At 55.5% G+C, this 13,954-nt stretch carries 16 protein-coding genes and 1 pseudogene; 9 read left to right on the top strand and 8 right to left on the bottom strand.

All coding sequences use genetic code 11. The features are described 5' to 3' along the window. Nucleotides 1-138: pseudogene (locus ABJF76_RS15295) on the top strand (monothiol glutaredoxin, Grx4 family); the annotation flags it as partial. 34 nt (nucleotides 139-172) lie between these two features. Here the strand turns inward: ABJF76_RS15295 and ABJF76_RS15300 are convergent. Both ABJF76_RS15300 and ABJF76_RS15305 read right to left on the bottom strand, forming a co-directional pair. Further along, nucleotides 173-565, bottom strand: a complete 393-nt coding sequence (locus ABJF76_RS15300) for a cell division protein ZapA (RefSeq protein ID WP_413820646.1) — start codon at nucleotides 563-565, stop codon at nucleotides 173-175. After that, complete coding sequence (locus tag ABJF76_RS15305; RefSeq protein WP_413820647.1) at nucleotides 558-1,175, bottom strand: hypothetical protein; 618 nt, start codon at nucleotides 1,173-1,175, stop codon at nucleotides 558-560. Before ABJF76_RS15305 ends, ABJF76_RS15300 begins: the two co-directional genes overlap by 8 nt. 276 nt (nucleotides 1,176-1,451) lie before the next feature. Between ABJF76_RS15305 and tkt the strand changes: the two genes are divergently transcribed. Next, a complete protein-coding gene (gene tkt, locus ABJF76_RS15310; protein ID WP_413820648.1) occupies nucleotides 1,452-3,467 on the top strand; it encodes a transketolase in 2,016 nt (671 codons plus the stop codon). Between the two features lie 129 nt (nucleotides 3,468-3,596). On the opposite strand, the gene ABJF76_RS15315 is transcribed toward tkt, so the two are convergent. Beyond that, a complete protein-coding gene (locus ABJF76_RS15315; RefSeq protein ID WP_413820649.1) occupies nucleotides 3,597-4,253 on the bottom strand; it encodes a DUF938 domain-containing protein in 657 nt (218 codons plus the stop codon). A gap of 175 nt (nucleotides 4,254-4,428) precedes the next feature. Between ABJF76_RS15315 and ABJF76_RS15320 the strand changes: the two genes are divergently transcribed. Continuing rightward, complete coding sequence (locus ABJF76_RS15320; protein WP_413820650.1) at nucleotides 4,429-4,752, top strand: hypothetical protein; 324 nt, start codon at nucleotides 4,429-4,431, stop codon at nucleotides 4,750-4,752. A 137-nt stretch (nucleotides 4,753-4,889) separates the two neighbouring features. Beyond that, complete coding sequence (locus ABJF76_RS15325; RefSeq protein WP_413820651.1) at nucleotides 4,890-5,606, top strand: class I SAM-dependent methyltransferase; 717 nt, start codon at nucleotides 4,890-4,892, stop codon at nucleotides 5,604-5,606. A gap of 67 nt (nucleotides 5,607-5,673) precedes the next feature. Here ABJF76_RS15325 and ABJF76_RS15330 read toward each other — a convergent pair whose 3' ends face one another. Beyond that, nucleotides 5,674-6,630 (bottom strand): DUF808 domain-containing protein, encoded by a 957-nt coding sequence (locus ABJF76_RS15330; protein ID WP_413820652.1) that lies wholly within the window; start codon nucleotides 6,628-6,630, stop codon nucleotides 5,674-5,676. A 207-nt stretch (nucleotides 6,631-6,837) separates the two neighbouring features. Between ABJF76_RS15330 and gap (ABJF76_RS15335) the strand changes: the two genes are divergently transcribed. The 3 genes from gap (ABJF76_RS15335) (at nucleotide 6,838) to gap (ABJF76_RS15345) (ending at nucleotide 9,196) form a co-directional block, all read left to right on the top strand. Continuing rightward, on the top strand, nucleotides 6,838-7,854 hold the full coding sequence (gene gap, locus ABJF76_RS15335) for a type I glyceraldehyde-3-phosphate dehydrogenase (protein ID WP_413820653.1): 1,017 nt from the start codon (nucleotides 6,838-6,840) through the stop codon (nucleotides 7,852-7,854). Between the two features lie 66 nt (nucleotides 7,855-7,920). After that, nucleotides 7,921-8,064 (top strand): hypothetical protein, encoded by a 144-nt coding sequence (locus tag ABJF76_RS15340; protein WP_413820654.1) that lies wholly within the window; start codon nucleotides 7,921-7,923, stop codon nucleotides 8,062-8,064. 127 nt (nucleotides 8,065-8,191) lie between these two features. Further along, on the top strand, nucleotides 8,192-9,196 hold the full coding sequence (gene gap, locus ABJF76_RS15345; protein ID WP_413820655.1) for a type I glyceraldehyde-3-phosphate dehydrogenase: 1,005 nt from the start codon (nucleotides 8,192-8,194) through the stop codon (nucleotides 9,194-9,196). 80 nt (nucleotides 9,197-9,276) lie between these two features. On the opposite strand, the gene ABJF76_RS15350 is transcribed toward gap (ABJF76_RS15345), so the two are convergent. The 4 genes from ABJF76_RS15350 to ABJF76_RS15365 form a co-directional block, all read right to left on the bottom strand. Continuing rightward, nucleotides 9,277-9,570 carry a hypothetical protein gene (locus ABJF76_RS15350; RefSeq protein ID WP_413820656.1) on the bottom strand — a complete coding sequence of 98 codons (294 nt, stop codon included), beginning with the start codon at nucleotides 9,568-9,570 and terminating at the stop codon, nucleotides 9,277-9,279. Nucleotides 9,571-9,702: 132 nt separating this feature from the next. Next, nucleotides 9,703-10,194, bottom strand: a complete 492-nt coding sequence (gene coaD, locus ABJF76_RS15355) for a pantetheine-phosphate adenylyltransferase (RefSeq protein ID WP_413820657.1) — start codon at nucleotides 10,192-10,194, stop codon at nucleotides 9,703-9,705. Nucleotides 10,195-10,258: 64 nt separating this feature from the next. Continuing rightward, nucleotides 10,259-10,693 (bottom strand): CBS domain-containing protein, encoded by a 435-nt coding sequence (locus ABJF76_RS15360; protein WP_413820658.1) that lies wholly within the window; start codon nucleotides 10,691-10,693, stop codon nucleotides 10,259-10,261. A gap of 166 nt (nucleotides 10,694-10,859) precedes the next feature. Continuing rightward, on the bottom strand, nucleotides 10,860-11,792 hold the full coding sequence (locus ABJF76_RS15365; RefSeq protein WP_413820659.1) for a LysR family transcriptional regulator: 933 nt from the start codon (nucleotides 11,790-11,792) through the stop codon (nucleotides 10,860-10,862). Nucleotides 11,793-11,999: 207 nt separating this feature from the next. Here ABJF76_RS15365 and ABJF76_RS15370 point away from each other — a divergent pair, with 207 nt between their 5' ends. Further along, nucleotides 12,000-13,499: a CoA-acylating methylmalonate-semialdehyde dehydrogenase gene (locus ABJF76_RS15370; RefSeq protein WP_413820660.1), complete on the top strand. Its 1,500-nt coding sequence runs from the start codon at nucleotides 12,000-12,002 to the stop codon at nucleotides 13,497-13,499. Between the two features lies 1 nt (nucleotide 13,500). After that, nucleotides 13,501-13,954 (top strand): hypothetical protein (locus ABJF76_RS15375; RefSeq protein WP_413822607.1); only part of this gene is annotated, 454 nt, incomplete at its 3' end.

The raw sequence follows: 13,954 nt of genomic DNA on the forward strand, positions 1-13,954 counted from the left end.
GTCAAAGGCGAATTTGTCGGCGGATGCGACATCATCACCGAAATGACGCTGTCCGGCGAATTGGACACATTGCTTGTTGAAAACGAAGTAGCCTTTGACAAAGACGCCGCAGACAAGATCCGCGAAGCCAACGCGTAAATCAGTAAGGCGCACCTTGGTGCGCCTTAACCGTTTAAACTGACTTTTCTTCGACGTCGGCCGCCAAGGCCTCGGCACGCGCGGCCAATTCGGCCAGTGTTTCCGTCACGGCCTGTGGCACGACGGGAACCTCGATGCGTTCCGGTTCTGGGGCACCCATGGTGCGCAAACCTTCCAACTCAGCCTCGCGTTCGGCCAATTCTGACTGGATCTCAGAAATCCTGTCTTCGATGCTGGCCGTTTTGTCTGCCAGCATCAAACCAGCCATCAACAACATGCGCGCCTCAGGCATACGCCCAGCCTGTTCGGCCAGCACCTGTGCCTCATCATCCAGCATCTTGGCAGCAGAGTGCAGATAGCTCTCTTCGCCCTCCTGACATGCCACCGAAAACGGACGGCCGCCGATGTGTATTGTCACCTCAGGCATTGCTATCCTCCTCGCCCTGCACATCGATCTGGTTCAAAAGCGGCGTCAACGCGCTAATGATGCTGGAGGCCTCGGCCACGTCCGCTGCGCGCGCAGCGCGCAAGGATTCCAGTTCAGACACCATAGATGTGTTAATCAGATCGGGTTCACCGACCCCTTCTTGGTTTGCAGCGCGCAGAGCCACATTGGATTGGCGCAATTGGTCATTGGCCTTGCGCAACCGCTGCAATTCCAAATCAAGCGCGGAAAGTTGCGTTTGCGCTTGTGCAGCCGCCCCTTGCGCTTCGGCCAAGGCAGCCTCTTTGGCGACAATCGCGTCCTTGGCTTCACCCAAGGCAGCATCTTTGGCAGCAACCGCCTCGTTGGCTTCACCCAAGGCGGCGTCTTTGGTCGCAGCGGCTTCATTGGCTTCGACCAGCGCAGTTTCTTGCGTTTCGGTCATTTTACGCACCCGCTCGGTGAGCTGCGCATTCGCCGTTCGCTCGTCGTCCAACGCCACTTGCAGCGCCGCCGTGTCCTCGCCGCCCGCGCTGTTCAGACCGCCAAGCCCTGTCGCGATCCGATCCATGGCTGTGGTCAGCCGTTGTTGTAGTGCATCAATCTCGCTCATCTCGGATGCCTGTCCCCTTTTGTTCCCAGCCACGCGTATCGGCGGCTTATCCCCCCGCAAAGACGAATCGTTTCGCCGCACAGTTGAGGGTTAGTTTATCCAATGCGAAACCGAATTGCGCCCCCCTTTGCGATCAACCACTTGCAAGCCTGCATTGAAGTGCATGCGCGCCGAAAATCAATTGTCGCGGCCCCTATGGACACCACAGCGCCTTGATCTTTGGAACTTGGCTGATATGCAGCCTTAACGCCTATTGCATATAAGGATAACACGCCCGTGGATCTGAACGCCCTTCGCACCAATCATCCTGACCATTGGTCCAAAGCAACCGCCATCCGCGCATTGACGCTTGATGCGGTGGCCGCGGCCAATTCAGGTCACTCCGGTATGCCAATGGGCATGGCCGATGTGGCCACTGTTTTGTTTGAAAAACACCTGAAATTCGATGCCTCTGCCCCGCATTGGCCCGACCGCGATCGTTTCATTCTGTCCGCTGGGCACGGTTCAATGCTGCTTTATTCGCTGCTGCACCTGACGGGCTATGCCGACATGACACTCGAACAGGTCAAGAATTTCCGCCAATCCGGCGCAATTACCGCCGGTCACCCTGAATTTGGCCACGCCACAGGGATCGAAACAACAACCGGCCCCCTTGGCCAAGGGATCGCCAATGCCGTCGGCTTTGCCATGGCCGAACACATCCTGCGCGCCAAGTTCCGCCGCAAGCTGGTCGATCACCACACCTATGTCATTGCAGGCGACGGCTGCCTGATGGAAGGCGTCAGCCAAGAGGCCATCACCATTGCCGGCCGCCATCAGCTGGGCAAGCTGATTGTATTCTGGGACAACAACAACATCACCATCGATGGTCCCGTAACATTGGCCGACACCACAGACCAACCCCAGCGCTTTAAATCCGCAGGTTGGGCCGTGATCGAAATCGACGGTCACAACCCAGAAGAAATCGATGCGGCCATCACCAAGGCCAAAAGCCAGAAAAAGCCCACCATGATCGCCTGTAAAAGCCACATCGCGTTGGGTCATGCGGCACAAGATACCTCTAAAGGGCACGGCGCACTGACGGATAAGGACCAGATGGCCGCCGCCAAAGCTGCCTATGGCTGGACCACCGGACCCTTTGAGGTACCAAGCGACGTAAAATCCGCTTGGGAAGCCATCGGTGCACAGGGCCAGACTGCGCGTTCCGAATGGGAAGGCCGCTTGGCTGAGATGTCAGAAAACCGCCAACGTCAATTCAACCGCGTCATGGCTGGCGAACCCGCCAAGCGGATTGGGGCAACAGTACGCGCTTTCAAAAAGGAAGTGTCTGAGACCTTGCCCAAAATGGCCACACGCGCCGCATCGGAAAAGGCGCTTGCGGTGCTCAACCCGGTTGTGTCCGAAAGCGTCGGCGGTTCTGCTGACCTCACAGGGTCAAACAACACGAAAACGGACGATCTGGGCGTCTTTGACATCAACAACCGTGGTGGCCGCTATGTCTATTGGGGCATTCGCGAACACGGTATGGCTGCGGCCATGAACGGTATGGCCTTGCACGGCGGTATCCGCCCTTACGGCGGCACGTTCATGTGTTTCACCGACTATGCACGCCCGGCTATGCGTCTGGCGGCGTTGATGAAAATCCCCACGACCTTTGTGATGACCCACGACAGCATTGGTCTTGGCGAAGACGGCCCGACCCACCAACCGGTGGAGCACCTTGCCATCAGCCGCGCCACCCCCAACACGCACGTGTTCCGCCCCGCGGATGCGGTCGAAACAGCCGAAGCGTGGGAAATTGCGTTTACGTCGACCTCTACCCCATCTGTGTTGTCCTTGACCCGTCAAGGCCTGCCAACGCTGCGCACCGAACACAAAATGCGGAACCTGTCCGCACAAGGGGCCTATGTGTTGGCCGACGCAACTGAGAAACGCCAAGTCATCCTGATCGCAACCGGATCCGAAGTGCATCTGGCCCTTGAGGCGCGCACGATGTTGGAAGCCGACGGCATCGGCACCCGCGTTGTGTCCATGCCCTGCATGGAACTGTTCGCAGACCAAGACGAAGCCTATCGCCGCAAAGTCCTGCCCGCAGGTCCTGTGCGCATCGGGGTCGAGGCCGCTGTGCGTCAGGGTTGGGATCAATGGTTGCTGGGCGAGCGCGGCAAATCAAACAAAGCTGATTTTGTTGGCATGGACGGCTTTGGTGCCTCTGCTCCGGCGGGCGAGTTGTTCGAACAATTCGGCATCACAGCCGCCAATATTGTCGCCAAGGCCAAAGCGCTGCTGTAAGCGCGTTTCCTAATTGAAAACACAAAGGCCCCTGCACCGACGCGGGGGCCTTTTGTATTTTTGAGAGGTTGATGTGTCCGCTTGAGATAGCGTGACAGCCCGCAGAAGTGGCTGGCACGGTTCGCTAGGCTACAGCTTTTGCAAGATCAGGCCCAAGTTGTTTGCCGGCATCTCACGCGCATCCACAAGGACCAAGCCGGCATCGCTGGCCGCAGATTTGATCCACGCATCGTCTTTGTACCCAATTTCCGGATCAGATGCGCGCAGGCTTGCATCGAAATTGGCATCCCCTTCGCTGGTCAATGTACCGTCCCGCTTGAACGGCCCGTAAACGATCAACTGCCCCGATGGGGCAAGGGCATGCGCCGCTTCTTTGATCAACGTCCCAGCCTCGGGCTTGCTGATCAGATGAAGCAGGTTTGCCAGCAAAATTAGCCCCTTAGGCGCCATTCTTTCACTCCAGCCCGCCTCGGTCGCATTCATAGGTATGGGCGGGGCGATGTTAGAAAGACCGCTATCACGGCGATAGGCTTCGATACTGCGCAAACGGTTTTGATCCACTTCGGTGGGGTGCCAGTGGATGGCAGGCATTGCCTTGGCGAAGGCCACGATGTGCTGGCCCGTGCCGCTTGCGATCTCCAGCGCGTCACCCGTCAGGGGCGCGACGGACGCCACCATGTCACACAAATCCGCCGCATTGCGCGCCGCAGAAGGTGCGTGCAGCTTGCCCGTTTCGTCCGGTGTATTCGTCACAGAGGCGTTGGACGGTGGGGTCCGAAATTTCATGGTGAATTGGTCCGCTTTGAAATGTTTAGGCTACAGAACCTTGATTGGTTGTTGAGATAGTTAGTTCGTCACTCGTCACATGTGAAGACGACGAGATCATCGTTCTGCCTTCCTCGGAACATAAATCAGCTAAACTTTGGCGATAACTTTAACGGGAACCACGAAAGGACTGCACATGTTCCGTTTTACCAAAGCCATTTTTCTTCTACCCGCCGCACTCATGTCTTTGCCACAAGCGGCCCAAGCTGCGGATTTTGGGTTTGTCCGTTGGCCGGGTTATTTGGATATGCCCATCGTTTTGACCGCGGCCATGACGTTCATTTTGTTTCTTGTGTTTAAGACGCAAATGCCCAAAGGCGCGGCAGACTTTGTGTCAGTGCCCAAGGAAGAACGTTCTGCGTTGCTCACGTTAAGCACCTACAGCATGATCGGGTCATTCGCACTGTGCATGGGCATGGTATTTGTCGGCATGGGCTTGGCCCGCGCTGCAGAATGGTAATGTCAGAAAACGGCGTTCTGACCTGCGGTCGTCCGCTTTGAACCATTGAAGCTCCAGAACCTTACAACTAAGGACTGTACGTTTGCTAAATTGGCTCTATTTTCAACCTAACGGAATAGTTCAGTAATTTAGAGGTTATGACCCTGCAATTTTTTGATTTCTTAGCCGACAATGAAGACTATGACGCTTCGATAGTTTCCCGTATGAACCTTCGTCACAAATTTCTAATTGCACCGTTTGAAAATGAAATCCGAGGATCAAGTGTGCTCGACATTGCAGCGCATGATGGACGGTGGAGTTATGCATTGGCTGCTGCGGGTGCGGCTGAGGTCTATGGCGTAGAAGCAAGGCGAGAACTGATTGAGAAGTTTTCCAGCTATCCTCAATCTGACTTCAAAAGTCGCGTAACACTCAAAGAGAATGACCTCTATCGTGAATTGGATCATCTCATTGAGATTGAAGCAACTTTCGACGTAGTGGTTCTGTTTGGTATTTTCTATCACGTGATGGATCATTACGGGTTGCTCGCAAAAGTATCACGATTGAATCCCAAAGTGATCATCATCGACAGCGAATTTATCACGACTGCCAATCCAATGATACAGCTTGTGAAAGAGCGAACCGACCACGTTTTAAACGCAATCGCTCAAGTTCCCGATCAGCAAACCACCTTGATTGGCATCCCGAGCACAACGGCGATGGAACGAATGGCCAATGTTCTGGGGTATGACCACGATTGGTTAGATTGGGATAGCGTGCCCAAGCACCTCAGAATTGGAGTCAAAGACTATTATCGAAATAAGCCAAAGCGCCGAAGGACGTGCGTTCTACGCCCTGCGACTTCGGGTTTCTAAGTACTGAATCACGCTCCATGACTTTTCGGGGCACGGCAACTAAGTCTGCATAGAGCCCCCCTGCCCCTCAGACGGCCTTTGGCGCTAGTTTGCGCCAAAGTGGCGTGATGACCTTTTCACCCAACGGGATCAAGGCAAAGCCAACCGCAAGCCCAAGTACGCCGTCGATCGCCGCTTTAGCCGTCCATTCGATGAAGCCTGACCCACCCGCCACGGACTTCGCAATGCCATAGATCAGGTGTTCGGGGCCATGCCAGCCCATCTCGGCCAATCCGTGCACGATGATCGAACCACCGACCCACAGCATCGCCGCCGTGCCGATGATCGTCAGCGCCTTTAGGAAGTGTGGCATCACATTCACAATGCCCCGCCCCAATGCACGGGTTGCAGCCAAGGGGCTTCGCGATGCCAGCGCAAGGCCGACGTCATCCGCCTTTACGATCAGCGCAACGGATCCGTACACCGCGATGGTGATCATAATCGCGACGGCGGCCAGCGTTGACGCTTCCATCCAAAAGTTGGATTCTGGGATCGCAGCCAGCGAAATCGTCATGATCTCGGCCGACAGGATAAAGTCAGTCTTGATCGCACCTTGTACTTTTTTCTCTTCGAGCTTGGCGGGGTCAATGGCGGCATCTTCTTTGCCTTCGTAATCTTCATGCCCGTGACCCCAGCCCAGCACATGGGCGACCTTTTCGGCCCCTTCAAAACACAGATACCCCCCGCCCAGCATCAACAGCGGTGCGATGGCCCATGGCGCGAAATTGACAAGCAGCAAGCCAACAGGCAGCAGATACAAAAGCTTGTTCTTGAACGAGCCTTTCGCGATGCGCCAGATGATGGGCAATTCGCGTTCGGCCCGAAAGCCTTGCACATATTTTGGTGACACGGCCGCATCATCAATGATGGCGCCTGCCGCCTTTGATCCGGCCTTGGCGGCCTGAGAAATCACATCATCCACAGACGACGCCGCAATCTTGGCGATTCCCGCAACATCATCCAAAAGCGCCAACAGACCACTCATTGCGCCACTCCTTACAACCCTAATTTCACGTTAGCGCATAACATGAGACGCACAGTACGTACACTGTTAGCGCCAACTGCGATTTAACCCCGAAAGTTATCGCTAACACTTTGTTTTTTCGCCATTTTAATCCTTCTCATATGGTGAAGACATGTCTAACACCAAGGCCAGAAAACGTCGTGTGATCAAAAATAAGGACCCAAGGTCATGAGCATCAAAGTCGGTATCAACGGATTTGGCCGGATTGGGCGTTGTACCCTGTCCTACATCGCGACCTCGATGCGCAATGACATAGATGTTGTAGCAATCAACGCGACGGGGCCGCTTGAAACCTCGGCGCACTTGATGCGCTACGACAGCATTCACGGGCGGTTCCCTGGGCAAATCACCGTGTCCAATGATGACAATTCTGGCCCTGCGATGGATTTGGGGCGAGGTCCGATCCGCATGATGTCGACCTACGATATGAACGAACTGGATTGGACGGGTGTGGATGTGGTGCTGGAATGCACGGGCAAGTTCAATGACGGGCAAAAGGCGTCGGTACATCTGGATCGTGGGGCGCGTAAGGTCCTGCTGTCTGCGCCGGGCAAGAACGTCGACAAAACGGTGGTGTTTGGGGTGAACCACAACGCCTTGGCTGCCAATGATCGGATGATTTCAAACGGATCGTGCACGACCAACTGTCTGGCCCCCTTGGCAAAAGTGCTGGATGATGCATTTGGCATCACGGGCGGTATTATGACCACAATCCACAGTTACACCGGCGATCAGCCCACATTGGACCGCCGCCATGACGACCTCTACCGCGCGCGTTCGGCTGCGATGGCCATGATCCCAACCTCGACCGGCGCGGCCGCTGCCATTGGCACAGTTCTGCCGCAACTTGCAGGCAAGCTTGACGGTAGCGCGATACGTGTCCCCACCCCCAATGTCAGCGCTGTGGATTTAACATTTACCGCAGGGCGAGATGTCACAGTGGCCGAGGTCAACGCCGCCGTGGCCAGGGCCGCCAATGGGCCCATGGGCCGTGTGCTGGCCTATGATGCCGAGGCGAAGGTGTCGATCGATTTCAACCACACCGAACAGTCCAGCATCTTTGCGCCCGACCAAACGAAGGTGATGGGCAACCGATTGGTGCGCGTTCTTGCATGGTATGACAACGAATGGGCGTTCTCGGCGCGTATGGCGGATGTGGCTGTTGCGATGGGCCGACTTGGCTGAAGACTTGCGCGCGCAGGCCACCCCTGTCACAACCAAAGCCGTCTGTTACAAGAACACGCGGAACCCATGACCAATTTCAGCGCCTTCGTCCTTGCACTTGTTCTGGTTATCGCCATCACCGTCGATGTGATGCTGTACGGGTCAGATCACATTATTTTTTTAGCGAAAAAGCTGGCTGATTTACTCGAATGGTTGGCGTTTTGGCGATAAGTCGCATGCCAACCGCCTCCCTGCCCGGTTGACATTTCCCAATCAATGCCTTTGTTAGCGGTAACGTCGCACCCCAGCTTTAATGCCCGGCGCGTGACGGTATTTGACATCAGACACGAGGGACACCATGGCCATTAAAGTTGCAATCAATGGGTTTGGCCGTATCGGCCGCAACGTGCTGCGCGCGATCATCGAAAGCGGACGCACAGACATCGAAGTCGTAGCGATCAACGATCTTGGGCCCGTGGAAACCAATGCGCACCTTTTGCAATATGATTCTGTGCACGGGCGCTTCCCGGTGCAGGTCAAAACAAGCGCAGACAGCATCGATGTGGGCACCGGCCCGATCAAAGTCAGCGCAGAACGCAACCCTGCAGACCTGCCTTGGGGCCACGTCGATATCGTGTTTGAATGCACAGGTATCTTCACCTCAAAAGACGCCTGCCAAGCACACTTAGAAAACGGTTCCAGCCGCGTTCTGATCTCTGCTCCGGGTACAAATGCAGATAAAACAATCGTTTACGGTGTGAACCACGACACGCTAACGGGCGACGATGTTATTGTGTCGAACGCATCTTGCACCACCAACTGCCTGACACCTGTGGCCAAAATCCTGCACGACCAGTTCGGTCTGACGCGCGGCTTTATGACCACGATCCACAGCTATACCGGCGACCAACCGACGCTGGATACGATGCACAAAGACCTTTATCGCGCACGCGCCGCTGCGTTGTCGATGATCCCAACCTCGACTGGCGCTGCCAAGGCCGTGGGTTTGGTGATGCCGGAACTGAACGGCAAGTTGGATGGCGTGTCGATCCGCGTCCCCACACCGAACGTGTCTTGCGTTGACCTTGTGGCCGAAGTTGGCAAGGACGTCACCGTCGAGCAGGTCAATGCGGCAATGACTGCTGCTGCGGCTTCTGGCCCGCTTAAAGGCGTGTTGGGTGTGACCGATGCCAAACTGGTAAGCTCGGATTTCAACCATGATCCACATTCGTCGATCTTTGCCACCGACCAGACGAAAGTCATGGAAGGCAACATGGTGCGCATTTTGTCTTGGTATGACAACGAATGGGGCTTCTCCAACCGCATGGCAGATACAGCCATCGCGATGAGCAAATTCCTGTAAAGAACACCTTTAAATTAGAATGTTAGGCACCCTTCGGGGTGCCTTCTTCGTTTCTATCCCTTCGCGGACGCAACGCGTGCTTAACGAAACGCACCAACAATGAATTCTTGGTTCAGTTTCCCACGCGATCCCGCTTTAATTTGAACAGCTGCGGGACGCTGAGCTTGGGTCGTAAGCGTCAAGGCGCAGTTTACCTTTGCACCGGATTGGCGAAACAAAAACGACCACTGATTGCCCTGCGCAGTCGGTGCGTAGACGCAGCCATTGGCCAAGGCAAGATTGCTGCCCGACCGTGTCACAACATCATTTTGTGTTCCTGCCATTGCGGTAGTGGCCGCAGCACATAGGCCTGCCGCCAAGATAATTGCACGCATATACGAATTCCTTCATCAAGCGCCCCCGCTTGCCGCACGTATAATGCGACACATGGGTCGGAGAATGACAAAATTCAGGCAGGACTGCGGCGTTACAAGAAAATGCGGCCTTAGCGCCAGATGGGCACTGTTCTAGGCAAAGCGTGCTTTTAACGCTTCATCCACCAGCGGTGACACGAATTTGCTGACATCCCCGCCTAAGCGCGCAATTTCTTTGACCAGCTTCGAGGCAATGGCCTGATGCTTGGCTTCGGCCATCAGAAACACTGTTTCGATGCTGTCATTCAGCTGACGATTCATGCCAACCATTTGAAATTCATACTCAAAGTCCGCGACGGCGCGCAGGCCACGCACGATCATCTGCGCCCCAACATCAGCGGCGCAGTCAATCAGCAAGTTCTCAAACGGATGGGCGATAATCTCGGTACCAGTCTGTTCGCTCAGCTTGGCGCATTCGGCTTCGATCATGGCCACGCGTTCTTCCAGAGTGAATAAAGGTCCTTTGTCGCGGTTGATCGCAACGCCAATCACAAGACGGTCGACCATTGGGCTTGCCCGCCGGATGATGTCCATGTGCCCCAAAGTGAGAGGGTCGAATGTGCCGGGATAAAGCGCAATGCGCATAGTGCGCCTCCGTCTGTCGTCTTCCGCGCACTGCACCACGTCAGCGCGCGGTTTGCAAGCAGCCTCAGTGGCCCATGATCATGCCTTGTAACGCATCTTTTTCCATGGCGAGCTCAGAAAGGCGCGCCTTGACCACGTCACCAAGGGTAATCAGGCCGACCAATTGCCCGTCCTCGACCACTGGCATGTGCCGAAAACGTCCGTCTGTCATGCGCTGCAGAATGTCGTCGGACGTGTCGTTGCGCCCACAGGTGAACAATTTGGCCGTCATATAGGCGTCAACTGTGTCATTCAGGATCGCCCCGCCCTTTTTGGCCAGCACACGCACAACGTCGCGTTCGGACAAAATGCCTTCGGCTTTGTGGCCATCGGCCGAAATCACAACCGTCCCGATTTTGCGATCCGCAAGAATTTGAACCGCCTCTGAAACCTTGCTGCCGGGCGTAACCGTGACCACGGCATCGTCGGACTTTGATTTGAGAATTTGGTGCACAAGCATTAGCGTAACCCCTTTAATAACATATCTGTGAACTCAGCGTCAGGCGGCAGGCATGAGTCTGTCAAGTACGCCATTCACGCTATGCGGGATTTATTCATGATGCACGTGGCAAAAATAGGTGAAGTTTACGGCGTAATATTTTGAAAAATATCAACATTAAGCGAAATCACGACCATGTACTCACCTCTTGCTCTAACCGAGCAGTTTCGGTGCGCATTCCCTGAACAAGCTGTTCTGCAAATCGACCAAGCCGCCCGTGCCCTTGATCAGAGGCATGTCGAATAAGGAAAAAGCTGCGAGAAATCGAGAATTGATCGGTCAAAACCCGCCGGATCCCCTTTGCCGCTGGCAATGCGAAATCGTGCACCACGCCCACGCCTCCGCCTTGGCGCAACAGGTTCAATTGCACCGCCACAGAGTTCGACGCCAACGGCACGCGCGTCACGCCTACATCCGCCAGATAATCCAGTTCCCTGTCGAAAATCATATCGGGGATGTAACCGACAATCCGATGCGCGTTCAGGTCCTTGAGGTCATTCAATGGCGGCGCCCCTGCAAGATAGGCGTCGCTGGCGGCCAGATGCAGTTTGTAGTTGGTGATACGTTGCACAGTAAGCTGCCCAGCCGTCGGTGCACTGACCCCGATCGCCATGTCAGCTTCGCGCCGCGACAGGTTAAAAACCCGTGGCAAAGCAACGATTTGAATATCAAGGTCAGGGTGTTTTGCCGTCAACGCAGCGCAGACCTGCGGCAACAAAAAGTTGGCGCAGCCATCCGGCGCACCGATCCTGATTTGTCCGCTTAAACCTGCGGATTGTCCCGCGAGGGCCTGATCGCGTTGTGTGGCCACATCATCTGTAGCCCCTCGCATTGCGGCCTCTGCGGCTTCGGCATGGGCGACCAACCTTTCGCCGATTTCGGTCAACGCATATCCCTGAGGGGATTTTATAAACAGCACGGCGTTCAAGCCCTCTTCGAGCCGCGCAATCCGCCGCCCCACCGTCGCGGCATCCAAGCGCACCTGCTTGCCCGCCCCTGACAAGGTTTGGGCGCGGACCACAGCAAGAAAGACACGCAGATCGTCCCAACGCGTTTGCAAACAACCCTCCTTGATTTTGCAAAATGGTCAAATCCACTTTGCAAAACACCATTTCCGCCTTTGCAAAGCGGTTTAAACACATTTAGCTTTGCATAAATGCAAAATGATTTTGCTCAGTTGCCTCTTTTACCACGGAAATTGCAAGGCTATCCTTGCAGCAACACAGAACACCAACCAACCGCACGCAGCCGCGTGACAGGAGACATCATGCAAGACCTCACTCACTATATCGGTGGCAAGCACACACCGGGCACCTCTGGCCGCTTTGCAGATGTCATGAACCCCGCCACCGGAGAAGTGCAGGCACGCTGCCCACTTGCGTCAACCGCCGAGATTGATCACGCCATCGACGTCGCCGCCAAAGCCCAACCAGCTTGGGCCGCTGTGAACCCACAACGCCGCGCGCGGGTCTTGATGAAATTCGTCGACCTGCTGAACCGCGACATGGACAAGTTGGCCGAGGCCCTTAGCCGCGAGCATGGCAAAACGCTGCCCGATGCCGCAGGCGACGTGCAACGCGGGCTGGAAGTTGTCGAATATTGCATCGGCGCGCCACAAATGTTGAAGGGCGATTATACCGACAGCGCAGGCCCCGGCATCGACATGTATTCCATGCGTCAGGCCCTTGGGGTCACGGCTGGCATCACGCCGTTCAACTTTCCCGCCATGATCCCCATGTGGATGTTTGCACCTGCCATTGCGTGCGGCAACGCCTTTATCCTGAAACCATCCGAACGTGATCCATCGGTGCCATTGATGTTGGCCGAATTGATGGAAGAAGCCGGGCTGCCCGCTGGCATCCTGCAAGTGGTGAACGGTGACAAAGAAGCCGTTGACGCGTTGCTGCACCACGACATTGTGCAATCCATTGGGTTTGTCGGTTCAACGCCGATTGCCGAATATATTTACGCCACGGGCTGTGCCAACGGCAAACGTGTGCAGTGCTTTGGTGGCGCCAAGAACCACATGATCGTCATGCCGGACGCCGACATGGATCAGGCCGCCGATGCGTTGATTGGCGCGGGTTACGGCGCTGCGGGCGAGCGGTGCATGGCGATTTCAGTCGCGGTCCCTGTGGGCGAAGACACCGCCGACCGCCTGATCGAAAAACTGGTACCACGCATCGAAAAGCTAAAGGTTGGCCCCTACACATCTGGCAATGACGTCGATTACGGCCCTGTTGTGACGGCCGCCGCCAAAGCCAATATCGAACGCCTTGTACAGACAGGGATCGATCAAGGGGCCGAATTGGTCGTGGACGGGCGCGATTTCAAATTGCAGGGCTATGAAGACGGATATTTCGTCGGCCCTCACCTGTTTGACCGCGCCACCAAAGACATGGATATCTACCGCCAAGAGATCTTTGGCCCAGTTCTGACATGCGTGCGCGCCCAAACCTACGAAGAGGCCATTGGCCTTGCCATGGACCATGAATACGGCAACGGCACCGCGATCTTTACCCGTGACGGTGACGCAGCGAGAGACTTTGCCAATCGCATTAATGTAGGTATGGTTGGAATCAACGTACCAATCCCGGTTCCACTGGCCTATCATACCTTTGGTGGCTGGAAAAAATCAGTGTTTGGTGACTTAAACCAACACGGTCCTGACGCATTTAAGTTCTACACACGGACCAAGACAGTAACAGCCCGCTGGCCTTCAGGCATCAAGGAAGGCGGCGAGTTTTCGATTCCTGTTATGGAGTGATATGCCGCTAGAATTTTGCATAATTCCCCAACGTGGTTTGGTTTTGCTCGAATACGACGGGTTTTCGACCATCGACGAGCTGCGTGACGCCACCGTCGCATATCTGGCACACCCAGACTATGCGGCGGGGCAAAAACAGCTTGTCGACCTGACAAATGTCGTTGGATTTGAAAAGGACTATGTCCGTTTTATGGAATTGCAAGCCGCTAAGACCGAACGGTTGGAAGGCGCCGGCGTGCAATCCCTTGTGGTTTATATTGCGCCGACAGCGATGGCTCAACAAGTGGCGACGTTGTTTACACGCACGTGGGCACCCACCCGCAATGTGATCGCCATGGTCCAAAACACAGAGGCCCAAGCGCTTGAGCTTTTGGGTCAACCCGAACACAGCATAGACGCGTTGCTGGCCGCAACTGGCAAGGCAAGGAAACGACCCGCGGCAAATGAAGGGCAGG

Origin of the sequence: Tateyamaria sp. (assembly GCF_039940735.1) — a bacterium.
Classification (GTDB): Bacteria; Pseudomonadota; Alphaproteobacteria; order Rhodobacterales; family Rhodobacteraceae; genus Tateyamaria.